This is a genomic window from Pandoraea communis (assembly GCF_902459745.1).
Taxonomy (GTDB): domain Bacteria; phylum Pseudomonadota; class Gammaproteobacteria; order Burkholderiales; family Burkholderiaceae; genus Pandoraea; species Pandoraea communis.
In genome coordinates this window covers 126,990-150,914 of record NZ_CABPSJ010000001.1, presented here as the reverse complement: position 1 = coordinate 150,914, position 23,925 = coordinate 126,990, and the positions used below count along the sequence as shown (strand labels likewise).

Genomic DNA, 23,925 nt, shown 5'->3' with positions numbered 1-23,925 from the left:
GCAGGTGGCTAAGTGATAAGGAGGCGAGCCATGATCGTCGTGGTAATGGGCGTATCGGGCAGCGGCAAGAGCACGGTCGGGCAGCAGCTCGCCGACCGTCTGGGCTGTGGGTTTTCCGACGCAGATTCGTTTCACAGTCCCGCGAACATCGAGAAGATGCGTCGCGGCGAGGCGCTGGGCGATGACGACCGCGCCCCGTGGCTTGCCGCGATCCGTGAAGCCATCGTCGCGCGCCGGTTGTCGGGGCGTCATCACGTGTTCGCGTGCTCGGCGTTGCGCTCGCGCTATCGCGATGTTCTGGGCGAGCACGACGGCGACGTCGTGTTCGTGTATCTGAAAGGCGCCCCGGAGGTGATTGGCGAGCGGTTGGCGTCGCGCTCGGGGCATTTCTTCGATCCGGCGCTGCTGCAAAGCCAGTTCGACACGCTCGAAGAGCCGCGCGACGCGCTGGTGATCGATATCCGCGAGTCGCCCGACGCCATCGTCGAGACCCTGCTGCACAAACTCGCCGCCTGCCCTGGTGGTGTGCCGCTGACGTCCGTCGGGGCGGCGCGCGTACAATAGCGGTTTATTCCCTCCGCCGGCACTTCGCGTGCCGGTCGTACGTATCGAAATGGCTTCCTTCGAATTCTTCGCGCCCTGTCCTCGCGGACTGGAAGAGGCGCTTGCCGCCGAACTGGCAGAGCTGGGCCGTCTGGCGCCGGTATCGGTGGGCAAACAGGTGCCGGGTGGCGTGCATTTCGCCGGTCCGTGGGCGGCCGGCATGGCCGCCAACCTGCATTCGCGTATCGCGAGCCGTGTGTTGCTGCGCGTGGCCCAGCAGGCTTATCGCACCGAGCAGGACATCTACGCCTTCGCGCTCTCGCAACGCTGGGAAGAATGGTTCTCCTATCAGCAGACGTTGCGTGTGGACGTCACCGGCATCAAGGCGCCGGTGCGCAGTCTCGAATTCGTCACGCTACGCATCAAGGACGCCGTGTGCGACCGTCTGCGCGAGAAGACCGGCGCGCGGCCGAACATCGATACGTCGGAGCCTGACGTTCGTGTGTTCGCGTTCCTGACCGCGACCGACGCCACGCTCTATCTCGACACCTCCGGCGAAGCGCTGTTCAAGCGCGGCTGGCGTCTGGACAAGGGCGCGGCCCCGCTGCGTGAGAATCTGGCCGCCGGCATCTTGCGACTGGCCGGCTGGCGCACCGATACGGCCGCCGACATGGTGCTGTACGACCCGATGTGCGGCAGCGGCACGTTCCTCGCGGAAGCCGCGCAGATCGCACTGGGCGTGCCTGCGGGCGCCGGCCGCCGCTTCGGTTTCGAGAAGCTCAAGGGCTACGACATCACGGCGTGGCAAGCGCTGAAGGTGCAGGCGTCGGACGCACAGCGCGACGCGCGCGTGCGCGGCGTGCCGTCGACGATTTTCGGCAGCGATATTTCGGGCGACATGCTGGTCAAGGCGCGTGCCAATCTGGAGCGTGCGGGGGTGGGCGACATCGGGCTCAAGCAGGTGGATGCGCGCGATATGTCGCCGCCGGTGGATCGTCCGGGGATCATCGTCGCGAATCCGCCGTACGGCGAGCGTATCGAAGTGCGCGGACGCCGTGCTTCGCGCGATGGACGTGACAACCGGGACGACGACGAGCGCCATTCTCCCGATGTGCAGGGCAATCGCGGCGCGTTTCAGCGTAACCAGCCGGATGGCGTGGACGCCGAGTTCTTCCGCGCCTTTGGCGATGCCCTCAAGCAACGCTTTACCGGCTGGAGCGCGTATCTGCTGACGGCCGACATGAGCCTGCCGGGCCAGATGCGTCTGCGCGAATCGCGCCGCACGCCGCTGTACAATGGCGCGCTGGAATGCCGCCTGTTCCGCTTCGATCTGATTGCCGGTTCGGTGCGCAAGCGTGGCGAGAGCGAAGACAAGGGAGATGACGGCGCGCCGCAAGCGTAAGCGAGCCGTCGCCCGACGTTGCGAAGAAGACCGGCGATTGCCGGTCTTTTGCATTGTGGAGGGCACCGATTACACGAGGCTATCGGCTCTCATCGGAGGGGGACATATTCACGCCGTGCGAAGGCGAAACGAAGGGGGGCGCCGAGGTTGCCCGTACCGCCCGTCGCCCGGTGGGCGATGCCGCGCGGCGGTCCCACAGTTCGCTTGGCCTGATGGGGGGCAGGGCGGGATCGCCCGTCAGGTTGTCCGGGTCGGAGAGATCGCTGTCGTAGTCGGGGCCGGTGCGTGGCGAGTGACCCGGGATGTCGACGCATCCCACGACCGTGACGTTCCTGAGCCACCGCTCTGTCTCGCAGGTCACCGCATTGTGGGACACGATGTCGTCCCGAAATGTTGCCCCACGCGGGTCCGGATAAATCTCCCAGAGCCCGTTTCTCACCTCCCAATGCGGCCAGACTTGTCCGCCTGCGCCATGGTGCGTATGCGCCAACGCCTGATAGGCCCTGCGGCAGGCGTCGCGTACGCAGTCGTCGTCCAGTCGATCCATGGTCGCCATATCGAGCAGTTGTCTGAGACTTCCTGTCTCGCTCGTGGAGGCGCTGTAGAAATGCACCCATTTGTTGGTGACATCGAACGACCAGGGCACGGCGACGTCGTGGCCGAAGGCCTGCAAGATACGCAGTGTCAGAACATCGTCGGCGACATGGACCGCCTCGTCTCGCTCCAGCACCGAGCGCGCCCAGGCGTTCAGGTTCGGCGTGAGCACGAGCCGCTCGAAGATTGACCAGCCTGTCGGGAGCGCGATCAGCCGATGCACGAGGTCGACGGCAATGGCGTTGGGCAGACCGGCATCTCTGAGCAAATCCACCGTCACCTCATGATCTTCCAGCACAGCGAGGTGACGCAGCGTGAGGTGCTGTTGCGCGTTACGGGCAGACTCCCCGATGGGCGTCTTGCCGACGTAAGCCTCGATTTCTTGTCCGAATACGCTGTCAGGGTGTGCGGCGGCGAGCGCCACTGCGGCTTTCGTCGGATTGCATTTCGGATTGAGGGCCCGGATCTGGACAACGTCGCTCCAACTGAGCGATCGGTAAATCGGCGCCAGTGCCGTCGTACCCAGGTGCGCCTGCGCGCCTGCCGCGACATGAGAGTCTCCAACGTTCATCGACAATTTCCTTCGGACAATGTGAAAGGGGCATTGTCGGGAGGGAATTCGGCGCGCGATGTCGATATCGTGCGGCGGATTGTCCAAACGGGGAGGGTGATGCACGCACGGCGCCGGACGCAGATGTCCGGCGGCGCCGTGCTCGTCAGTCTACGCTTGCCTTGCCGTCAGGAAACGACGCAGGATGCCGTGCGAGTAATGGCTGGCCACCTCGCGCAGGAAGCGTGCGAAGTCGACGTGCGCGTCATCGTCGGCGGCATCGGAGAGCGTGCGCATCACGGCGAACGGGATGCCGTATTCGTGACACACCTGGGCCACGGCCGCGCCTTCCATCTCCACGGCGAGTGCCTCGGGCAGCGCGTTGCGCAGACGATCGACTTCTTGCGCGCTGGAGACGAACCGGTCGCCACTCGCAATCTTTCCGATGTGCACACGCGGCGCGGTCATCTGCAATTCGGCGCGCAACGCAGCGCAAACCTGTGCCGGCATCTCGTCGGCGAGCCAGTCGCGGGCGGCTTGTGCGAGCGCGTCGCGCAGTGCCGGGGCGGTGTCGAAGGCGGCACGTCCGAGCAGGGGGATTTCGAAGCGGGGGAAGAGAGGGCTGGCGTCCATGTCGTGTTGCACGAACGTGTCTGCTACCACGACATCGCCGACCGACAATCCATGAGCGAGCCCGCCCGCCAGGCCGGTGAAGACGATTTCGTCGACATCGAACCGGTGAATCAATGCGGTCGTGGTGGCCGCTGCCGCGACTTTGCCGATACGCGCGAGCACGATGACACAGTCGTGTCCGTGCAATTTGCCTACATGATAGTCGCGCATGCCGATGTGCTCGACGTGCGCCCCAGGGGCCATTTCGGCGAGCAGATCGGCAATTTCTTCATGAAGGGCAGCGACAATACCGAGCGTCATGACGCGATTCCAGCGGGCAACGAGAAGCGCGCATTGTAGCGCGGGGCTGCGCCTTGCCGCCCCGCGTCTCCGCCGATGCCGGTTCGTCGCGTTAATCCACCGCTTTGACCATCTCTTCGACAACCTTCTTCGCATCGCCGAAGACCATCATGGTCTTGTCGAGATAGAACAGTTCGTTATCGAGACCGGCGTAACCCGCCGCCATCGAACGCTTGTTGACGATGATCGTCTTGGCTTTGTACGCCTCAAGAATCGGCATCCCGGCAATCGGCGATTGCGGATCGTTCTTTGCCGCCGGGTTCACCACGTCGTTCGCGCCGAGCACCAGCACCACGTCCGTCTGGCCGAATTCGCCGTTGATCTCGTCCATTTCCAGCACTTGATCGTATGGCACTTCGGCTTCGGCGAGCAGCACGTTCATGTGGCCCGGCATACGGCCCGCCACCGGGTGAATGGCGTAGCGCACGTTCACGCCCTTCTCCGTGAGCTTGTCGGTCAGTTCCTTGAGCGCGTGCTGTGCGCGGGCCACGGCCAGACCGTAACCCGGCACGATCACCAGCGATTCGGCGTTGCTCATGAGGAACGCGGCGTCATCCGGCGAGCCCGATTTCACCGGGCGTTGCTGTTGCTCGCCGCCCGCTGCGCTTGCGCCGGGCGTTGCCCCGAAGCCGCCGAGAATCACGTTGAAGAACGAGCGATTCATGGCGCGGCACATGATGTAGGAGAGAATCGCGCCTGACGAGCCAACCAGCGAACCCGCGATGATGAGCATCGGGTTGTTCAGCGAGAAGCCGATGCCTGCGGCGGCCCAGCCGGAGTACGAGTTCAGCATCGACACCACGACCGGCATGTCGGCCCCGCCAATCGGGATGATGATGAGCACACCCAGCACGAAAGCAATGGCCGTCATCAGAATGAACGGCAGCCAGCTTTGCGACAGGAAGAAGATCACACCGAAACCGAGCATCGCGATGGCGAGCAGCAGGTTGATCGTATGTTGACCGGTGAACTGGACCGGTGCGCCCTGGAACAGGCGGAACTTGTACTTGCCCGAGAGCTTGCCGAAGGCGATGACCGAGCCCGAGAACGTGATCGCGCCGACGAACGTACCGATGAACAGCTCGATGCGGTTACCCGGCGGCAATACCGTTTCCCCGGCAGGCACGATACCGAACGCGGCTGGTTCTGCGACGGCGGCCACCGCGATACACACGGCGGCCAGACCGATCAGCGAGTGCATCGCCGCGACCAACTCCGGCATCTTGGTCATCTCGACCTTGCGCGCAACGAACGCACCGATGCCGCCACCGACAACGAGGCCCGCGAGGATCAGGCCGAGGCCCGAATAGCCGCCGCCCATCAGCCGTCGCAACTCGTAGATCAGCGCAAGCGTGGTGAGCGCCGCAATGGCCATGCCGATCATGCCGAACGCGTTGCCGCGACGCGCCATCTTCGGGTTCGACAAGCCCTTGAGCGCCTGAATGAAACAGATCGACGCGACCAGATATAGCAGCGTGACGAGATTCATGCTCATTGCTTGTCCCCTTCAGCCTTCGCCGGCTTGTCTTTCTTCTTGAACATTTCGAGCATGCGCTGCGTGACGAGGAAGCCCCCGAACACGTTCACCGCAGCAAGTGCCACCGCAACCACGCCCATCGTCTTGCCGAGACTGCCTTCCGTGAGACCTGCCGCGAGCATCGCCCCCACGATCACGATGGCCGAGATCGCGTTCGTCACTGCCATGAGCGGCGTGTGCAGCGCAGGCGTGACGTTCCACACCACGTGATAGCCGACGTACACCGCCAGCACGAAGATGATCAGATTGATCACCGTGTGATTGATCATTTCCATGGTTGTGACTCCCCCCTTAAGCTGCACGCAGCACTTCACCGTCGCGGCACATCAGGCACGCGGCAACGATGTCGTCGTTGGTATCGATGACGAGCTTGCCTTCCTTGTCGACGATGAGCTTCAGGAAGTCGAGCACGTTACGTGCGTACAGTGCCGAGGCGTCTGCCGCGACCATGCCAGCGAGGTTGGTGTACCCGGCAATCGTCACGCCGTGGACTTTGACGACCTCGTCGGCGACCGACAGCGGGCAGTTGCCGCCCCCGTTCGCGCCGCGTCCGGCCGCCAGATCGATGATGACCGAGCCCGGCTTCATCGCCTTGACGGTGTCTTCACTGATGAGCGTTGGCGCGGCGCGTCCCGGAATCAGCGCGGTGGAGATCACGATGTCGGCCTGCGTGAGACGGGTGTGCACCAGTTGCGCCTGACGCGCGAGCCACGCGGCGGGCATCGGGCGGGCATAGCCGCCCACGCCCTTGGCGATCTCGCGTTCTTCGTCGGTTTCAAAGGGGACGTCGATGAACTTGGCGCCGAGCGATTCGATCTGCTCGCGCACGGCGGGACGCACGTCCGACGCTTCGATCACCGCACCCAGACGCTTGGCCGTGGCAATGGCCTGCAAGCCCGCAACGCCCGCACCCAGCACGACCAGCCGTGCGGCTTTGACTGTGCCGGCCGCCGTCATGAGCATGGGCATGAAGCGTTGATAGAGATTGGCGGCGAGCATCACGGCTTTGTAGCCGGCGATGTTGGCCTGTGAGGACAGCACGTCCATGCTTTGCGCACGCGTGGTCCGCGGCGCGGCTTCCAAAGCGAAGGCCGTGACGCCGGCTGCCGCCATGCGAGCGTTGTTCTCGGCGTCGAACGGATTGAGCATGCCGACGACCACACTGCCGCGCGGGATTTGCGCCAGTTCGTCCGGCGACGGCGCCCGTACCTTGAGCACGAGTTCCGCGCCCAGCGCATCGGCGGGGCTGCCCAGCGTGGCGCCAGCGGCCTCGAAGGCACTGTCGGGAACACTGGCGGTGTCTCCTGCGCCGCGTCCGATAACGACCTGATGTCCCGACGCGACCAGCTTTTTTACCGTCTCGGGCGTGGCCGCGACACGGGATTCACCGGCAAGCGTCTCGGCGGGGATGCCGATTCTCATTGCGTCTCTCCTTGGGTTTGTGAACTGATCTCATCAACGGCCAAGGAGCCGCAGCACGTGCGCTGCCGGGGCAGACGCATTACCTGTTTCGCCGCTGATGACATTAGTCCTGCACAAACCACTGCAAACGAACTACTGCACAAACCGGTGATGCGGTACTGCCACTGCGTGCTGCACATTGCTGGAGCTCGAAGCTTACCCGAAGATTACAAACCCGCCTATTGCACCAAACGACATAGGGTTATGCCGGTGAGATCGCAGCGCGGCCGCGTGAGCCAACCGACCGGTCGGTTCTCTGCGCGGCCGGTCTCCTGCGCCAAACACCGTCAGACGGTAAAATGTCGGTTTTACCGGGGTAACGTCCTGGCTATCAATGTCCGCCAGAGGTCGCGTTCCGCAAGGATGTGCCATGAATGCACGCTGGAAGCCCAATGTGACGGTTGCCGCGGTCGTCGAGCGCGACGGCCGTTTTCTGTTTGTCGAGGAGCAAAAGCGTGCGGGCCTGTTGATCAATCAACCGGCCGGCCATCTGGAACCGGGCGAGTCGATCCTTGACGCGGTGCGTCGTGAGGTTCTCGAAGAGACGGCGCATCCGTTCGAGCCGCAGCATCTGCTGGGCATCTATCTGGCCCCTGGCCCGGACGATATCGCCTATCTGCGCTTCGCCTTCACCGGTACGCTGGGGGCGTTCGATGCGTCGCGCACGCTCGACGACGGGATCGTTGGCACGCTCTGGCTTACGCCGGATGAAGTGCGTGCGCAGCGCGCGCGGCACCGCTCACCCATTCTCGAGCGATGCATGGACGATTACCTGCGGGGGGTACGTTACGACCTCGCGATACTTCAGACCCATCCGGCCGTTGCCGGCGGGCAAGGCAATACATGAGTCAAAAACGCGTAGTGGTGGGCATGTCGGGCGGCGTCGATTCGTCGGTCACGGCATGGCTGCTCAAACAACAAGGCTACGACGTCGTCGGTCTGTTCATGAAGAACTGGGAAGACGATGACGACAGCGAGTACTGTTCGACCCGGCAGGACTGGATCGACGTGGTGTCGGTCGCCGATCTGATCGGCATCGACGTCGAAGCCGTGAACTTCGCCGCCGAGTACAAGGACCGCGTGTTCGCGGAATTCCTGCGGGAGTATTCGGCCGGCCGCACGCCGAATCCGGACGTGCTGTGCAACGCCGAGATCAAGTTCAAGGCATTTCTGGACCACGCGGTGGCGCTGGGCGGTGAAACCATCGCCACCGGCCACTACGCCCGTGTGCGCGAGCGCGAAGGGCGCTTCGAGCTGCTCAAGGCGTTCGATCACACCAAGGATCAGAGCTACTTTCTGCACCGGCTGAACCAGAAGCAACTCTCGCGCACGATGTTCCCGCTCGGCGAAATGCCGAAGACCAAGGTTCGCGAGATCGCTGCGCAGATCGGCCTGCCCAACGCGAAGAAGAAGGACTCGACGGGTATCTGCTTTATCGGCGAACGCCCGTTTCGCGACTTCCTCAATCGCTATCTGCCGACCAAGCCGGGGCCGATGAAGACGCCGGACGGCACGATCGTGGGCGAGCACGTGGGGCTGGCCTTCTACACGCTGGGGCAACGCAAGGGCATCGGGCTGGGTGGCAGCCGCGACGGCTCGGGCGAGCCGTGGTTCGTCGCGCGCAAGGACATGGCGAGCAATACGCTGTACGTGGTTCAAGGGCACGACCATCCGTGGCTGCTCTCGAGCACGCTCGATGCCGAAGACCTGTCGTGGGTCGCGGGCGAGCCGCCGGCCGAAGGCACGCGCTGCGGTGCGAAGACGCGCTATCGTCAGGCCGACGCCGCATGCGAAGTCGTGCGCGCCGGCGCGGGTGCGCTGACGCTCTCGTTCTCCGAGCCGCAGTGGGCCGTCACGCCGGGCCAGTCGGCCGTACTGTATGACGGCGAAATCTGTCTGGGCGGCGGCATCATCGCCGCTACGACGCCCGCCGTGCCAGGGCAGGCCGATATCCAGGTCAATACGCAGGCCGTGGCGGCAGCCAAACACACCATCCTCAACACGCACTGAAGCCGCCAGCGCTCGCCGGGGGCACACCCGGCAGCGTGATCGGCGGGTGTCCCCCCCCAGCAAGGAGGTTACATGTTTTCGCGCCGATTCCTGGCTCTCTGGCTCGTTGTTGTGTTGCTCGTGGCAGCGCTCGCGCTGGTACTCTTCGACGGCTGGCATCCGTTCTGGCCGTTGCCGTTTGCGGCGCTGGTCGTACTTGGGGTCTGGGACGTCGTTCAGCAGCGCCACGCCGTGCTGCGCAACTACCCGTTGTGGGGACATCTCCGGTTTCTTTTCGAATCCATCCGGCCGGAGATTCGCCAGTATTTCGTGGAAGACGACACGTCCGAGACGCCGTTCTCGCGTGCCCAGCGCAGCATCGTCTACCAACGTGCCAAGGGGGATGTCGACAGCCGGCCGTTCGGCACCGAGGTCGATGTCAAGGCGACCGGCTACGAATGGATTGCGCATTCGCTTGCGCCGACCGTTCTGAAGGATCACGACTTTCGCATCACCATCGGCCCGGATCGCGCGCAACCCTATTCGGCGTCGATCTTCAACGTCTCCGCCATGAGTTTCGGCGCGTTGTCGGCCAACGCGATTCGCGCCCTCAACCGCGGGGCGAAGCTCGGTAACTTCATTCACGATACCGGCGAGGGTTCGATCTCGCCGCATCACCGCGAGCAGGGCGGCGATCTGATCTGGGAAGTCGCTTCGGGCTACTTCGGCTGCCGTAACGACGACGGCACATTCAGTGCCGAAAAGTTCGCGGCCCAGGCGACAACGCCTCAGGTGAAGATGATCGAGGTGAAGCTCTCGCAAGGCGCGAAGCCGGGGCACGGCGGTGTGCTGCCCGCCGCGAAGATCACGCCGGAAATCTCCGCCACGCGTGGGGTGCCGATGGGGCAGGACTGCATTTCGCCGGCGCGCCACAGCGAGTTTTCGACGCCGCTCGGCCTGTTGCAGTTCGTCGACCGTCTGCGCACGCTCTCCGGAGGCAAACCGACCGGCTTCAAGCTGTGCATCGGCCATCCGTGGGAATTCTTCGGCATTGTGAAAGCGATGCTGGAAAGCGGCATCCTGCCCGACTTCATCGTCGTGGATGGCTCGGAAGGCGGCACTGGCGCCGCGCCGCTGGAGTTCACCGATCACGTGGGTGCGCCGTTGCAGGAAGGGCTATTGCTCGTGCACAACACGCTCGTGGGCGCCGGGTTGCGCGACAAGATCCGCATCGGCGCATCGGGTAAGATCGTCACGGCATTCGATATCGCACGCACGCTCGCGATCGGCGCCGACTGGTGTAACTCGGCACGTGGCTTCATGTTTGCGATCGGCTGCATTCAATCGCAGAAATGCCACACCGACCGCTGCCCGACGGGCGTGGCAACGCAAGACGCGTTGCGCCAACGCGCACTTGTGGTGCCGGACAAGGCGCAACGTGTGCACCAGTTCCACTCGCATACGCTGCATGCCCTGCAAGAGTTGATTCAGGCGGCGGGGTTGTCGCATCCGTCGGACCTGCGGGCGCATCACATCGTCAGGCGGGTGTCGTCCAATGAGATCCGTCTCATGTCGGAGTCGCTGAAGTATCTCGAGCCCGGCGATCTGCTGCGCGGACAGTTCCGCTATCAGCTCTACGAGAAATTCTGGCCGATGGCGCGCGCCGACAGCTTCTCCCCGGCTCAGGCGATCTGAGCGAACGGCGGCAGGAAGCACCTCCCCAAAAACCCGACGCGATGTTGCGTCGGGTTTTTTTTCGCTTCCCGACAGTTATCTTCCTAAAAGCAGAAACTCCTGTGCATGGCGGCTCACATTAAGGTGTCCACCGGATGATGCTCGCGCGCGTACTCGCCTATGGTGTGACCTTCGACTTTGTCATCCCGCCGACGAATTATCGTCAGAGGAGGAGCCTATGAGTACGGTGCGATTTCTGATCAGCCGCCACGACGTCAAACTGAATGTGAGCGGTCTCGTGCACGCGCTGCCGGCAGGCAGCATGACCGCGACCAGTTCGGATGCGACGATGGATGCCCCAGGGCCTGTGATGTCACACGACTTTCATGCCTGCGACCTGCAGGCGCTGTACCCGGATGTCGTCGATCTGCTCGATCGCCGCCCCCTTGGCGTCTTCCATCGGCAGGCGGCACGCACGCTGATCCTCGAGCCCAGCATGGTGGACGTGGCGATGACGCTGCAGAACATCGACCGCATGGCGATGCTGCGCTTCTTCTACGTGTATTGCCTTTGTCGAGACCAGCGTTACTTCTCTGCGATGCTGCGCCAGACGATTGCGGGCAGCCATTCGCTGTTCGATTTCGTCGAAGCGAATTTCCACCGGCCGTGGCCGGTCGGGCGGCTCGCCGAAGAATTCGGCATGCCGCTGCGCAAGTTCCGCTACCTGTTCCAGCAGACATACGGCATGCCCGCGAAGCAGTGGCTGCTCGAGCGGCGCCTTCGACTGGCGCGCGACCTGCTGCTGTCCACCCGTCATAAGGTGCTCGACATCGCGCTCGAGTGCGGCTTCACCAACCACGCACATTTCACCGACACCTTCCGCAAACGTTTCGACTGCGCCCCGACCGAGATTCGTCTGGGCACGCCGCCGCAGCGGGGGGGGCGTCGCGTTGCCATGCCGCGCGCCGACGCCTATGCGGCCATGCGCGCCGATCTGGTGGCAGGTCACGGGGCCGCGACCGACGGAGGAGGCGTGCAATGAACGTCGAAGAGGTCCATCGCGGCATGTCCGAGGGCGTGCGGCGCATGTCTGACGAAGCCACGCAGGCAGTCCGCGCACGGGAGGTCAACGACCCCCGGCACATGCTCGACGTGCAGTTCAAGTTGCAGCAATTCTCGACGATGGTCGGCCTGCATAGCTCGGCCATCAAGCTCATCAAGGACACGTTGATGGGCATCATCGCCAAAATCGCATGACGCACGCCGAACAGACGCAGACGCCGTGCGACGCTGTCGGCCAATGGCTGGAGGCGCCGGTCAGGCAACGCATCGTCGAGTTGGCCATCGCGGGCGCGCATCACGGCATGCGGACGCAGGCGCGCACCATCCTGCGCGCCTTGCCGTCGCTCGTGACGGATCGCGAGACGCGTGAATGGCTGCATGTGGCGCTTCTCATCGCGCTTGACGATACCTGCGCCGCGCGTGCCTATCTGGCGGACGCCGCTGCCACGATGCGTGACGACGACGCGGCGCTCGACGTGCTCACCCGTTGGCTCGAGGCGATGGATACGCGTCAGGCCGTCTCGTGCGGGAACGCGTCTTCCTCCCCTTCTCCGACTTCCCTGTCATGACGACACCCTCGATCTCCGAAATCGCGGCTCACGTCGCTACGGTAACGGCGCCTGCGAAGGCTGCCCCCTCGGTTCCCACTGCCGGCGACAGTGACGCCGTGCGTTTTGGTCAGGCGCTGGTGAGCGCGCCGTCGCTGCCGGAACATCACCTGCTCAGTGCGGCGGGCAAGCTGGCCGGCAACACGGAGCGTCTCGTTGAGCGCGTCGCGCTGGACGAGCGCGTGCTGGACGATCCGAGCCACATGCTTGCAGCGCAGCGCGTGTTGACCGAGCGCGTGTTGGCGCTGGAATTCGTCGCGAAGACGGCGGGCGCGCTGACGCAGGGCGTGAACAAGCTGGTTCACATGCAATGACGCACGGCATTCGCATCGCTGACGTGCCGACGATGCTGGTGGCGCTCGCGAGGGCCGTGGCAACGAGACGTCTCCTTGGCCGGTGGTGGCTCGGTTGCGCGCTCGTGTTCGTGCTGGCGGGGTGCAAGGTCGAATTGCATCGCGCGTTGAGCGAGACGGAGGCCAACCAGATGCTGGCGTTGTTGCTCGTCTCCGGATTGCAGGCAGACAAGCGTGCCGACGCCAATGGCATGACGGTTCGTATCGAGCGCGGCGATTTCGTGCGCGGTGTCGAAGTGCTCCGTCAGAACGGGTTGCCGCGTCAGAAGCGAGCCTCGATCGAGGACGTTTTCCCGCCGGGACAACTGGTCAGCTCACCTGTGCAGGAGCAGGCGAAACTCACCTATCTCAAGGAACAACGGCTTGAGCGCATGCTGGCCGCGCTCGATGGTGTGATGGCGGCCGAGGTGTCCATCGCGCAGGTGCCGGTGGACTCGGCAGGGCGTTCGACCTTGCCGCCAGGCGTCGCTGTCTTCGTGAAGTACAGCCCCGAGGTCAACATGACGCAGCGCATGACCGATATTCGCAGCCTGGTGCATGACAGCGTGCCGGGCGTGTCGCCGGAGCGCATCAGCATCGTATTGCAGCCTTCGGACTATCGTCTGCCGCGTGCGGCTATCCATGCCTCGCCGGAGGCGCAAGCCGCCGTATCGGCGCAGGGCGGACGGTGGCGCGCCGCGCTGGGATGGGGCCTGTTGGCGGCGGCGAGCATCGGCCTGATCGCTGCCGGGGCCATGGCATGGCGACGGCGCTCCGGGTGGGTTGAGCGCTTGCGTGCCAGGGTAGCGAGGGCCTCGTGATCCGTGCGCACGACGGTACCGTTGCGCACCTTGCCCGTCTGATCTGGCAGCCCGGGCTGCACATGGACGATGGCTGGTGGCGCGAGTTCGACATGATGTCGTGGCGCGAAACCTATCGGCAGCACGCCGCCTGCCGCGCGCACATCGACCGCTTGTTGATTGCGCGCCGGGGATGGCCCGGCATGACGACGCACGACTGCGCGCCGCCCGAGAGCGATGGCGCGCATGCCGTGTTGCGGCTGATGCCGAGCCTGCGACGCGTCTCGCTGGCCTACGGCTTGCGCGCGCTGGGGTGCCCGGACTATCTGTTGCTGGGAACCTACCGTCGCGCACTGTCGTCATGGCTCGATGCCTGGCAGTGCGACCGCCTGCTGCTCACGCGACGTGAGTGGCCGGCGCGTTCCGTGTTTTCGCCCGGCGAGATCGTCGAGGCGGCGCTGGCGACTACCGTCGCATGTCTGGATGGGGCGCCGGTGCCGCTGGCGGTGGATATGGCGACGGTGGGCAAAGCCGCACGGATCTTGTTGCCGCCACCAGCAGATGCCGGGCTGCCAAGCGGCATGCCGGCGATGGACGACATCTGGTCGCGGCTCGTCGCGTTGGAGAAGATGCTATGTATGTCATCGACTTTGCATTGACATCTATTGAAACGATCGATGGCCCTGCGCCTGTGGGGCCGGTGATTTCCGGCGAGGCGCTCGATCGCCTTCGCGAGCAGGCGGGCGCACGTGCTCGGTGGATGGCGCAGGCGCGGGCCGAACGCGCAGCGGCACTGGCCGAGCGTGAGCAGGCGAGCGCCGACGCGCAGCGTCTGCGCGACGCGTGGCAGGAAGCCGCACATGAGCGTGCGCAGCAGGAGGCGGCGGCGCTGGCCGGCGCGGCACATCGCGAGGCAGTCGCCAAGACCGTGGAATGGCTGATTGACGAGGCTGCGCTGGAGCGAGAGATCATTCGCTCACTGGAGCGCCGTGTCGCAGACGCCCTGAGCGGTGCACTGTCGAACTTTGTCGGCACACTGGACGTCGGCGAGCGCTTCGCGCTGCGAGTCGGGCGCGCATTACCGGGATTGGTCCGTGAGGGGGCGCTCGTGTTGCGCGTGCCGCCCGCGCATCTCGACGCCGTGGCCCTCGCCTTGCACAAGGCCGATATCGTACTTGCCTGCACGCCGGACCCAACGCTCGGCACACAGCAGGCCCGCCTCGAGAGCGAGTGGGTCACCGTATGTCTGGATCTCGAAGCCGATCTGGCGGCGGTGATCGAGCGCTTGCACGTGAGTCCCGGTCTGGAGGTCGCTTATGGTTGAACGTCTGCCGTCGTCCGGCGGCACCCTCATCCAGACGCCGCGAGAGAATCGACCGCTCGAGCGCATGCTTGCCGACGAGTGGCAAATGCTCGAAGGCGACGGGCGGCCGTCGCGCGCAGGCGCCACCGAGGTGCCGGGACATATCGCGCTGATCGAAGCAGCCGTTGCGCAGAACGAAGAGGCGGCCTTCGCAGAGTCGCAGGAGAATCTCAGCTTCGCACTGGGGGTGCGATTCCGCCGCACGGGCGAACGTGACGTGCGTGACGACAAGCAGCGCGCACGCGCCTTGTTCGAGCAGCAGATGCACCGCCTCGCGCGCGTGAGCGGCGCACAGTTCGAGACGCTGCGGGGGCAGTTACGCGATCTACCCTTTGTGCCCGATCCTCACTTGCTGATTCGGCAGACGCAGATGTCGGCAGGGCACGCTGCGCTGGTCGTCGCCGCATGGCTCGCCGACGGCGGGCTCGATGCGGGGACTCGCAAGCGCCTGCGAAAAACGCTGGACGAACTGACGTCATCCGAGACATGGGCCATCGAAGCCTTCGCGGCGCTGGAGTGTGGCGGCGGCCAAAGCCCGGGCATGGCGTTGCTGCAACAACTCAAGTCGCTTTTCCGCCAGTCTCAGGGCACACAGCGCTCGCTCACACAATGGTTCGACGAATGCCGGCGCTTTGCGCAGCGCCGCGCGCGGTTGCGTGCGCTCATGCAAGCGCTGGGTCTGGAGTTGGGCGCCCAACAGGCCGATGCGGACACGCAACACCTAGCCGCCGTCGTCGATGATCTGCGCCGGGTGGTGTTGTTCCTCACGCTGGAGTCGGCGTGCGAGCAATCGGCGCAGGCCATGCGCTCGGCCGGATGTCGTGCCTTCGAGACGGACACGATGATCGCGGAAGTCCTGACGCTGCTGGATCAACCCTGGGCTGGCGCAGAGTGGCTGGCGCAACGCGCGGCGTATCTGGGCATGGTGACGGTCGACGCCCGCTACGCGCTCGCGCGTGAACTCACGCGGCTGGTCAAGGCGGCACACGAAGGCTGCTTTCGCGACGAGACGCAACGCGAGACGCTCGGAGAGGCGCTCGATGTCTGGCGCACGGAGATCGCTCAGGAAGGCGACGCGCCCTGACGGTGAAAAGAGGGGGATAGAGAGAAACGGGGGGATTGGCGCACATCGAATGCGCCAAGACTTGCCGGAGATCGCGCTCAGGCGCGCAAATGCTCCCGGCAGAGTTTGATACGGTCGTAGAAATCGGTGAGTGCCTGCGCAAACGGTTCGGGTTCGGCCGCGGTTTCCTCTTTGACCTGCGCGTGAAGAATGAGACGGTTGTCGCGCTCGCTCAACTGCACATGACCGGTGACGGCCCATTCGGCGGGTTCGATGAGGAACTGCAGAAGGCGCTCGCTGTTCGCGCGATGCAGCCGCGCAGCTTCGTCGGTGGCCACCACGGCGTGAATACTGCACGCGTTGCCTTCCAGCGTTTCCACAATGATGTTGGGCGAGGCGTTGAACGTCAGCTCGATAGGTGAGTGATTGTCGACGGTATCGATCTTGCCGGGGTCGCAGCCGATCAACTTCAGAGCTTCGACGAGAGTTTGCGCTAGGTCGTAACTTGGCATGATTTACGTGGAGAGTTAAAAAAATCGACATGTGCCCGAGCGAGCGTTATCCGGCGTGGCCGGAATGCGACCCGTTCGCGCGGGCGCGCGCGATGCCGAAGGCTCTCACGAGCCGACGCCGCAGACTTTGGTCGCGCGGGCCAGGTTGTGGCTTCTGCGCACGCCTGATCCGTTTATCGGCGGTCATCCTGGCTATCACGACCGTCCGTATGACGTGTCGTACCGCCGCGCCATGCTGTCGAGAATCGCTGCGGCGGCATGAACGGCCTGCATCTGCGTTTGCGCCAGTGTGTGCTGTGCGGGCGTGAGCGGCCGGCGCAGCGCCTGCTGCAGCGATCGACGCGCGGCGTCGAGTTGCGTGCTGACCTCGCGGGCGACAGGCCCGGGGGACGCCGCGAGTTGGTCTTCAAGCTGGGTCAGACGAATCGCCATGTTGATTCCCCGAAGTCAGAGGTAAGTAGAAGAGCCGGTCGTGCGCGCGGATCGACACCCCGTCGGGATGGATGGCGAGCACGCGTGTGCCGCCGGGCAAGCGCACGCCCTGTGCAAGACGCGTGCCGTCGGCGAGCGTGAGCTGAGGCGCATCGGGCGACCCGCCGATGCTCACGAGCGGCGCTGAGAATCCCGTGTCGCCCAGGGTCGGTGTCGGTGCAGGCAGCGGTTCGATGCGCACGGGCATTGCGTCAGCCGTCGTATTCCATGCGTCGACGACACCTTTCAACGACGCCTGCCGTCCCGGCGTCAGCGCTCCCGTGAGCCGCCACCCGGCGCGATCGCGGGAGATGTCGATGCCGCGCAACTGGCCGGCGTCCCGCAGTATCTTCACCAGTTGCTCGAAGCTCTGCGCGGTGCCGTGCGCGACCCGCCAGCCGTGAGGCAAGGACAGGGCGTCGAGCGCGTCGGACGCTGCACGCCAGCGGGCGCCGGCGACAAAGGGCCCGTTGATGACGATTTCACCGCCGGTTGCCACATTCACCTGCGCGGTGCCAAAACCATGCAGGCGCAGCAGCGTGCTCACCGTCTGCATCGAGTCTTCCGGACACCACGTCTCGTCACTCAGCGCCTTTCCCTGCCAACGCGCTTCAGCCCGCAAACGCGCCCGTGCGCCTTCGTCGATGCAGCCCCCCGACAAGCGCACGGCATCACCCACCGTATTCAATTCCACCTGGGGGGCAATGCGCGCCGCGAGGGTTTTCAAGGCATCGGGCGGAGGGGGGGAAGAGATGACGTTGGCAGTCCCTGTGCGCCAGATCGCCACGCCGGCCGCCACCATCAGCAGCGATATTCCCGTGACGGCGATCCACGCCGCCGGTGCGCGTGTGCGCGATGAGGCAACTGTCGGCGCGTGAGACGAGGGCATTTGCGCCGCACGGCGCTCGGGACGCTTCGGCGTGGGTGTCGGCGGGCTTTGTGTGCCGTTCGCGAGCCAGATGCCCAACCCCGCAAGATCGATCACCGCATGTAGCGGAAGCACGGGGAGGGCGAGCGCGTCGTCGCCGATGGACGCGAGTGGCAAGAGTGGTGTGCCGTCCACCCAGACTGGCGCCGGGGTAGCGAGGCGGACGCCGTCGTCGTCGACGTGAAGCTCGATCCGGGCGTCATGCTCGAGCGCCATGGCGATGTCGGAATCGCCGTGCCCGATGGTCAGCGTGCCCGGCGGTAACGGCATGGGACGTCCGGCGAGCGGGCCGTCTAGCAGCGTCAGCGTCAGCATCGTCATGCGCTCGGCATGTCGGCCGCCGGCTCGGCCTTGATCAGGAACAGGCGCATGACACTGTCATTCCGGTTGCTCGTCGAACTGAACAGGCGGCCGATCAGCGGCAGATCGCCCAACAACGGAATCTTGCGCTCCTGCTCGTGTTGCGTGTCCTGCACGAAGCCGCCCAGCAGCAGGCTTTGCCCCGCCTGTAGCGTGGCATGCGTCGAAATCGACGAGTTGCGAATGGACGGAACCTCGTTGCGGGAATTGCGCTCGCTTCGCACTTCGCCGCCGTCTTCGATATTGAGCGTGAGCATCACTTGCTCGCGACCGACATCGTTCCCTTCGTTGGGAACGAGGCGTGGAGTGACGCGCAGCAGCGAGCCCGCCGTCACGCTTTCCAGTTTGGCGACTTTCTCGCCGGAGACCTTCGTGTAGAACGTCACGCTGCGATCGAGCACAGCCTGCATATTGTCGAGCGTGACGATGGACGGCCGTGACAGCACGCGCGCCTTGGAGTTTCGCTCCAGCGCGCTCAGATTGACCATGAACTTGTTGGTGTCGCCGACCACGGTCGTGAACGTGCCGCTGTCGCCGTCGTTCAACTGGCCGTTGAGCGACACGGCGCCGAACCCGCCAAGACGCGCGCTGCCGGAGAAGTCGACGCCAAGCTCGGCAATGTCGCTGGCGTTGACGTCGATGATTGCCACGGAGATGTCGACCAGCCGGGGCCGGATGTCGAGCTGAGCGATCAGGTCGCCATAAATGGGCATATTCTGCCGGCGCTCGCGCACGATGACCGCGTTGCGGCGCGGATCGGCCGAGAAGCGCGGCGTGCCGGTTCTCGTGGCCGGCACGGCCGAGATCGGTGCCCCGGATGTTGCGGGCGTGGCCGCTGTGGCAACGAGCGGGCCGGCGCCGAGAATCAGATCCTTCAGTACGCTGACGACGCCCGGCACGACCACTTCCTGGCCGCGATAAAAGTACCTTGTGTCGTCCGCCGTAGCGAATTTCAGGGGAAATATCTTGATGGTCTCCTCGCTTTCCTGCTGATCCCGGGCGCCGCGTTCGACGTATTCGGCGAGCATCGACACGGTTTCTATACAGGCCGGAACACCGGCGATCTCGAGGGCGTGTGTCGCCGGAATCGCCCGTGCGACGCAGTGCCGCGGGTGCAGCACACCGGCATCGCGAAGGTGTCTGAGCAAGTCGCCGGGCGGCGCGTGACGCAGCGACATGACGCGTCGTGTCGCCTCGCTGGACTTATAGATGTTCAGCGTCTGGCCGTTGAAGTACCACGAAAGCCGATAACGTTCCGATAGCGCGTCGAGCGTCGCTTGGGCGGTGCCCGCAGGCAGCGTGCCGATGAAGCGGTCGTCGACCTGTGCGCTCACCGCCGTCGGAATGCCGTGATGCGCGCCAAAGTCGCGTAACAACTCCGCAAGCGGCGTGCCGGCGCTCTGAAAGACGAACGCGCCGCCACGCCACTCGGGCGTGACAGGCGACGTCAAGGGGGAGTGTTCCGGGAACGACGCGGGCGATGACGCGATGGCCGACGAGGCAGGCAGCAGCCCGGCAAGCGGGGCGACGATGCATAGCGCAAAGCGCGTGAGATGAGACCGCATGGTCAGCAACGGCGCAGCGCGTGAAGGCGCCGGCTGGCGTCTGCGGCGCCGGTGGCGTGGGGCGCCGGCGATACGGACGATACGGGCGATACGGACGATACGGGCGATACGGGCGATACGGACGATGCCGCCTGAGTCCACACGCCTTGCGAGGTCACCATCGTGCACGCCAGGAGCTGGCGTCGAAGTTGCGCTTCCACGCGTGCTACCGCTTCGTCGCCGTCGAAGCGGTGAACCCACCAGAGGACGTCGTTCGCGATGCACAGACTGTCGTCGCGCAACTCCGGTTGACCCGCGATCACGAGCGAGAGACGCATGAGCCAGCGTGAGAGCGCGGTGTCGCCGTCGAGCGCTGTCGTGAGCGACTGGGCGTGCCGCGCTTGCGGATCGTGCGGCAAGGCTAACGCCGTCGCCACGCAGTATCCGCCGCTGGCAGGGCAGGTCCAGCCGCGTTGGCCGTCGAGATCGAGCGCAATGCGCGCACCTTGTACGTCGCGCGGGGCAATCCAGTCGAGCGCGGCAAGCGCAAATGGCAAACGCATAGGTATCTGAAGGAGGCAATGCAAGGGCACGGGGAACGAGGCGCGCACGGCGTCGATGAAGTCTCGACGACGCGCGTCATCGCTTGGCGCCGCCGATCGATATGGCGCCGTTCAAGGATCGTCATTATCAAGCGTAGCGTTGGTGCCGCCATCCGGCACAGACCTGAAGTCGACGCCGGAGACCTTGGTTTGCGACGTTTTCCCACGTGTCTTGTCTGGCGATGACACAAGTTTCGAGCGACTGACTCGGAATCCAAAGAAAGTGAACAAAAATCTGCATGAACGCTAATGACTAACAATCGAGGAGCTACGAATGACGGGGTGTATCGGTGTCGTCGTTGTGGAGGATCACGAATTGCTGGCCGACGGTCTTTGCCATCTGATCGAGCAGGATCTCGGGTGGTGTGTGCTGGCAAGGGTTGTCAACGGGCTTGACGTGTACCGGGCCTGCGTAGTGCATCGACCGGCCGTGATGGTGTTGGATCTGGGGCTGCCCGGCATGGATGGGGTGGATGTGATCCGGCAATGCGCGCAGCGTTGGCCGGACTTGCGCATCGTGGTCAATTCCGCGAGCGACGACAGCGAGCGGGCGCGCCAGTCGCTGGAGGCCGGTGCGGTGGCGTTCGTGCTCAAAAGCAGCGCGCGGGAGACGTTGATCCACGCGGCGTGTCGGGTGATACGCGGCGAGCGCTTTGTCGATCCTGCCGTGTTCGGTGGCGCGCACGATCCGGCGGGCCTGTCATATGCGCCGCGTCCGTGCGCCGTCGAGATGCCCGAGCGGTTGCTGACGCTGCGCGAGCGGCAGGTACTCAAGCTGGTGGCGGAAGGGCAACGCAACCGCGACATCGCGCAACTGTTGTCGATCAGTGTGAAGACGGTCGAGACACACCGGCTGAACATGATGCGCAAGCTCGACGCACACAACGTAGCCGATATCGTGAACTGGGCGCATCGCCTGCGCATGATGTTGTGAGGCTCGCTGCCCTTTTCGCAGAGAGGCTCGCCGCGAAAATCAGGTCTGCGCCGGATAGCCGCAGCCTCCCTGGGTGGGCGACCATGCCCGCTGCCGCTTTCCGAATGTTCTCCCAGCCCGGCCATCCCAGCCAGCAAGATGCCAATGCCAGACCGCCGATGGACACCCAGACCCAACGCAAGCTCGAGTTGCTCTTCGAATTGCTGGCGCTGCCGCCGCAACGTGTCGCGCCGCGCATGCGGATTGCGCTGGCTCCCTGCGTGCTGATGACGGAGGTCGATGCCCACGGTGTGACGCTGGTGTTGACGCTGGCCCATCGCACTGAGCGCGCCCAGCGCTGGTTGCCCTCGCTGATGCAGACCTGTGCCCCGGAATGGAGTCTCGGTATCCCCGTGCGGGCCTGCGTGGCGCAGGGACGTCCGATGCTGATCGCCAGTCCGCCGGCAAGCGCGAATTTTCAGGCGGTCGAATGGCTGTCGTGCGTTACCCGGATGCGCCGGCTGCTTGAGCGAATCGACGCTCAGCAGCAACGGGAGACCCGTCCATGACGCGTCTGCTGACGTGGCTTCGCCTTGCGGCCGGACGGCAGGACATTGTGCTGGCCGCGCTGTTGCTGGTCACCGTTCTGATGATCATCATCCCGATGCCGCCATCGGTGATGGATCTGCTCATCGCACTCAATCTCGGCGTGTCGCTGCTGCTCCTGATGGTGGCGCTCTACATCAACGAGCCACTCGACTTCTCGGCGTTTCCTTCCGTATTGCTGATGACCACGCTGTTCAGGCTGGGACTGACGATCAGCACGAGCCGTTTGATTCTGCTGCACGCCGACGCGGGAGACATCGTCTACACATTCGGCGATTTCGCGGCCGGAGGAAACATCGTCGTCGGCATGATCGTCTTCCTGATCATCACTGTCGTGAATTTCATCGTGATCACGAAGGGCTCCGAGCGGGTGGCGGAAGTCGGTGCGCGCTTCTCGCTCGACGGCATGCCGGGCAAGCAGATGAGCATCGACGGCGATCTGCGCGCGGGCACTATCGATGCCGCCGAGGCCAAGCGGCTGCGGCGCACGGTGCAAAAGGAAAGTCAGTTCTACGGGGCGATGGATGGGGCGATGAAGTTCGTCAAGGGCGACGCCATCGCCGGGCTCGTCATCATCGTCGTGAATCTGCTCGGCGGCATAGGCGTGGGCGTTTTCATGCGCGGCATGAGTGCGGGCGATGCGGCAGCGATTTACGCGATTCTCTCCATCGGCGACGGCCTCGTGTCGCAGATTCCCGCGCTACTCATTTCGGTCACGGCGGGGATCATCGTCACGCGGGTGCCCGGCGACCAGCGTCGCAATCTGGCGCGTGAGCTTACCGATCAACTCGCAGCACAGCCTCGCTCGCTGACGCTGGCGGCCGTGGTGCTCGTCCTGTTCGGTCTGATTCCCGGCTTTCCGATGCACTACTTCCTGCTGCTGGCTGCGTTGGCAGGTGTCGCCTCTTGGTGGGCGGGGCGTCTCGCACGCGAGGGTAAAGGCGCGAAGGACGCCGCGGGTGCGGACACCGACGATGCCAAGAAGACGAAGGGCGGCCGGCCAGGCGCACAGCCGCTGCTGGTGCGCGTAAGCCCCACGCTGGCCGAGGCCGATGGCAATACGACCGCGCTTGCCGCGTGCATCGATGCGCTGCGCGAGAAGAAGTTCGAGCAGTTCGGCGTGCCGATGCCGGAAGTGAAGGTCGACGTCGACAAGACATTGCCCTCCGGCACGCTGGACATTCAGCTTTATCACGAGAGCGTGATGACCATCGACGTCGCTCCCGACGTTGCGCTGGCCCATCACGACGCCACCCATCCGATACGCAGATTGCGAGGTCTCGACGCCGGGGCACCGCGAGAAACGCCTCTGCCGTTCGGCGGACAGATTCTGTTCTGGCTAGATACCGCCCAGCGCGAGGCGTGGCTGGCGCAGGGGGGCGCTGTCATCGACGGTGCCGACCGCGTGGCGCATTGCGTGTCGCTTGTCATCGACGCCCACGCTGCGGATTTCCTCGGTGTTCAGGAGGCGCGGTTCCTGATGGACGCCATGGAGGATCGCTACGGCGAACTCGTCAAGGAGCTGCAACGGCAACTACCGATTAGCCGCACGGCGGAAGTGCTGCAACGGCTGGTGGCCGAAGGGGTGTCGATCCGCGACCTGCGGCGGGTCTTCGAAGCGCTGATCGAATGGGCGCCGCGCGAGCGCGATCAGATCATGCTGACGGAGTATGTGCGGCTGAGTCTGCGGCGTCACATCACGCGACGCTTTCGCCGGGGCACCGAGCACATCACGGGATGGAACGTGGGGCGCGGCATCGAAGACGCCGTGCGCGCTGCTGTGCGGCAGACATCGTCGGGGTCTTACGCCGATCTGAATCCCACGCAGACCGACGCCATCATGGGCGCGATCGACGACGTGCTGAACGCCCACGATGGCACGCCCGTCGTCCTCTTCACGGCGATGGACGTGCGTCGCTTTCTGCGCAAGCTGATCGAGCGCGACCGCGCGGATCTGCCGGTTTTGTCATTCCAGGAAGTGGCTGACGAGCCGCACGTTCGCGTGTTGGGCACCATCGATGTGCAAGGCGCGTTCTGAG

The 23,925-nt window shown here is 64.7% G+C and carries 26 protein-coding genes; 16 read left to right on the top strand and 10 right to left on the bottom strand.

Translation table 11 applies throughout. The annotated features are described in order from the left end of the window. Positions 1–30: 30 nt before the first annotated feature. Together PCO31110_RS00780 and PCO31110_RS00775 are read left to right on the top strand one after the other, a co-directional pair. Complete coding sequence (locus PCO31110_RS00780; protein WP_010805113.1) at positions 31–564, top strand: gluconokinase; 534 nt, start codon at positions 31–33, stop codon at positions 562–564. A 49-nt stretch (positions 565–613) separates the two neighbouring features. Continuing rightward, positions 614–1,945 (top strand): THUMP domain-containing class I SAM-dependent RNA methyltransferase, encoded by a 1,332-nt coding sequence (locus PCO31110_RS00775; RefSeq protein WP_036663646.1) that lies wholly within the window; start codon positions 614–616, stop codon positions 1,943–1,945. Positions 1,946–2,024: 79 nt separating this feature from the next. Here PCO31110_RS00775 and PCO31110_RS00770 read toward each other — a convergent pair whose 3' ends face one another. The 5 genes from PCO31110_RS00770 to PCO31110_RS00750 all read right to left on the bottom strand — a co-directional run bounded on the left by PCO31110_RS00770 (position 2,025) and on the right by PCO31110_RS00750 (position 7,020). Further along, positions 2,025–3,110 carry a hypothetical protein gene (locus tag PCO31110_RS00770; RefSeq protein WP_010805115.1) on the bottom strand — a complete coding sequence of 362 codons (1,086 nt, stop codon included), beginning with the start codon at positions 3,108–3,110 and terminating at the stop codon, positions 2,025–2,027. Between the two features lie 150 nt (positions 3,111–3,260). Next, positions 3,261–4,022: a 5'-methylthioadenosine/adenosylhomocysteine nucleosidase gene (locus PCO31110_RS00765; RefSeq protein WP_010805116.1), complete on the bottom strand. Its 762-nt coding sequence runs from the start codon at positions 4,020–4,022 to the stop codon at positions 3,261–3,263. Between the two features lie 91 nt (positions 4,023–4,113). Then, the gene (locus PCO31110_RS00760; protein WP_150689404.1) at positions 4,114–5,556 is read right to left on the bottom strand and encodes an NAD(P)(+) transhydrogenase (Re/Si-specific) subunit beta; all 1,443 of its coding nucleotides are present in this window, start codon (positions 5,554–5,556) and stop codon (positions 4,114–4,116) included. Further along, a complete protein-coding gene (locus tag PCO31110_RS00755; RefSeq protein ID WP_010805118.1) occupies positions 5,553–5,873 on the bottom strand; it encodes an NAD(P) transhydrogenase subunit alpha part 2 in 321 nt (106 codons plus the stop codon). Before PCO31110_RS00755 ends, PCO31110_RS00760 begins: the two co-directional genes overlap by 4 nt. A 16-nt stretch (positions 5,874–5,889) precedes the next feature. Then, a complete protein-coding gene (locus PCO31110_RS00750; protein ID WP_150689403.1) occupies positions 5,890–7,020 on the bottom strand; it encodes a Re/Si-specific NAD(P)(+) transhydrogenase subunit alpha in 1,131 nt (376 codons plus the stop codon). A gap of 409 nt (positions 7,021–7,429) precedes the next feature. Here PCO31110_RS00750 and PCO31110_RS00745 point away from each other — a divergent pair, with 409 nt between their 5' ends. From PCO31110_RS00745 to PCO31110_RS00695, 11 genes are all read left to right on the top strand, one after another. Next, positions 7,430–7,906 (top strand): NUDIX hydrolase, encoded by a 477-nt coding sequence (locus PCO31110_RS00745; protein WP_010805675.1) that lies wholly within the window; start codon positions 7,430–7,432, stop codon positions 7,904–7,906. Further along, on the top strand, positions 7,903–9,069 hold the full coding sequence (mnmA, locus tag PCO31110_RS00740; protein ID WP_150689402.1) for a tRNA 2-thiouridine(34) synthase MnmA: 1,167 nt from the start codon (positions 7,903–7,905) through the stop codon (positions 9,067–9,069). Before PCO31110_RS00745 ends, mnmA begins: the two co-directional genes overlap by 4 nt. 72 nt (positions 9,070–9,141) lie before the next feature. Next, complete coding sequence (locus PCO31110_RS00735) at positions 9,142–10,743, top strand: FMN-binding glutamate synthase family protein (protein ID WP_150689401.1); 1,602 nt, start codon at positions 9,142–9,144, stop codon at positions 10,741–10,743. 217 nt (positions 10,744–10,960) lie between these two features. After that, positions 10,961–11,764, top strand: a complete 804-nt coding sequence (locus PCO31110_RS00730) for a helix-turn-helix transcriptional regulator (protein WP_246189690.1) — start codon at positions 10,961–10,963, stop codon at positions 11,762–11,764. Then, complete coding sequence (sctF, locus tag PCO31110_RS00725; RefSeq protein WP_010805679.1) at positions 11,761–11,979, top strand: type III secretion system needle filament subunit SctF; 219 nt, start codon at positions 11,761–11,763, stop codon at positions 11,977–11,979. The genes PCO31110_RS00730 and sctF overlap by 4 nt, the downstream gene beginning before the upstream one ends. Next, positions 11,976–12,353 (top strand): DUF1039 domain-containing protein, encoded by a 378-nt coding sequence (locus tag PCO31110_RS00720; RefSeq protein WP_010805680.1) that lies wholly within the window; start codon positions 11,976–11,978, stop codon positions 12,351–12,353. The genes sctF and PCO31110_RS00720 overlap by 4 nt, the downstream gene beginning before the upstream one ends. Next, a complete protein-coding gene (gene sctI / locus PCO31110_RS00715) occupies positions 12,350–12,706 on the top strand; it encodes a type III secretion system inner rod subunit SctI (RefSeq protein WP_010805681.1) in 357 nt (118 codons plus the stop codon). Before PCO31110_RS00720 ends, sctI begins: the two co-directional genes overlap by 4 nt. Beyond that, positions 12,703–13,545: a type III secretion system inner membrane ring lipoprotein SctJ gene (gene sctJ, locus PCO31110_RS00710; protein WP_150689400.1), complete on the top strand. Its 843-nt coding sequence runs from the start codon at positions 12,703–12,705 to the stop codon at positions 13,543–13,545. The genes sctI and sctJ overlap by 4 nt, the downstream gene beginning before the upstream one ends. Next, a complete protein-coding gene (locus tag PCO31110_RS00705; protein WP_150689399.1) occupies positions 13,542–14,183 on the top strand; it encodes a type III secretion system domain-containing protein in 642 nt (213 codons plus the stop codon). Before sctJ ends, PCO31110_RS00705 begins: the two co-directional genes overlap by 4 nt. Continuing rightward, the gene (locus PCO31110_RS00700; protein WP_168162930.1) at positions 14,180–14,848 is read left to right on the top strand and encodes a hypothetical protein; all 669 of its coding nucleotides are present in this window, start codon (positions 14,180–14,182) and stop codon (positions 14,846–14,848) included. The genes PCO31110_RS00705 and PCO31110_RS00700 overlap by 4 nt, the downstream gene beginning before the upstream one ends. Beyond that, positions 14,841–15,971 carry a TyeA family type III secretion system gatekeeper subunit gene (locus PCO31110_RS00695; RefSeq protein WP_150689397.1) on the top strand — a complete coding sequence of 377 codons (1,131 nt, stop codon included), beginning with the start codon at positions 14,841–14,843 and terminating at the stop codon, positions 15,969–15,971. Before PCO31110_RS00700 ends, PCO31110_RS00695 begins: the two co-directional genes overlap by 8 nt. 77 nt (positions 15,972–16,048) lie before the next feature. On the opposite strand, the gene PCO31110_RS00690 is transcribed toward PCO31110_RS00695, so the two are convergent. From PCO31110_RS00690 to PCO31110_RS00670, 5 genes are all read right to left on the bottom strand, one after another. Continuing rightward, positions 16,049–16,462 carry an InvB/SpaK family type III secretion system chaperone gene (locus PCO31110_RS00690; protein WP_010805686.1) on the bottom strand — a complete coding sequence of 138 codons (414 nt, stop codon included), beginning with the start codon at positions 16,460–16,462 and terminating at the stop codon, positions 16,049–16,051. A gap of 195 nt (positions 16,463–16,657) precedes the next feature. Further along, the gene (locus tag PCO31110_RS00685) at positions 16,658–16,894 is read right to left on the bottom strand and encodes an EscE/YscE/SsaE family type III secretion system needle protein co-chaperone (RefSeq protein ID WP_150689396.1); all 237 of its coding nucleotides are present in this window, start codon (positions 16,892–16,894) and stop codon (positions 16,658–16,660) included. Beyond that, positions 16,869–18,182 (bottom strand): type III secretion system inner membrane ring subunit SctD, encoded by a 1,314-nt coding sequence (gene sctD, locus PCO31110_RS00680; protein WP_150689395.1) that lies wholly within the window; start codon positions 18,180–18,182, stop codon positions 16,869–16,871. Before sctD ends, PCO31110_RS00685 begins: the two co-directional genes overlap by 26 nt. Beyond that, complete coding sequence (locus PCO31110_RS00675) at positions 18,179–19,786, bottom strand: EscC/YscC/HrcC family type III secretion system outer membrane ring protein (RefSeq protein ID WP_150689394.1); 1,608 nt, start codon at positions 19,784–19,786, stop codon at positions 18,179–18,181. Before PCO31110_RS00675 ends, sctD begins: the two co-directional genes overlap by 4 nt. 2 nt (positions 19,787–19,788) lie before the next feature. After that, a complete protein-coding gene (locus PCO31110_RS00670; RefSeq protein WP_150689393.1) occupies positions 19,789–20,328 on the bottom strand; it encodes a hypothetical protein in 540 nt (179 codons plus the stop codon). Positions 20,329–20,641: 313 nt separating this feature from the next. Between PCO31110_RS00670 and PCO31110_RS00665 the strand changes: the two genes are divergently transcribed. The 3 genes from PCO31110_RS00665 (at position 20,642) to sctV (ending at position 23,924) form a co-directional block, all read left to right on the top strand. Further along, positions 20,642–21,301: a two component system response regulator gene (locus PCO31110_RS00665; RefSeq protein WP_010805691.1), complete on the top strand. Its 660-nt coding sequence runs from the start codon at positions 20,642–20,644 to the stop codon at positions 21,299–21,301. Between the two features lie 158 nt (positions 21,302–21,459). Then, on the top strand, positions 21,460–21,849 hold the full coding sequence (locus PCO31110_RS00660; RefSeq protein WP_010805692.1) for a hypothetical protein: 390 nt from the start codon (positions 21,460–21,462) through the stop codon (positions 21,847–21,849). Beyond that, on the top strand, positions 21,846–23,924 hold the full coding sequence (gene sctV / locus PCO31110_RS00655) for a type III secretion system export apparatus subunit SctV (RefSeq protein ID WP_150689392.1): 2,079 nt from the start codon (positions 21,846–21,848) through the stop codon (positions 23,922–23,924). Before PCO31110_RS00660 ends, sctV begins: the two co-directional genes overlap by 4 nt. Position 23,925: the final 1 nt, after the last annotated feature.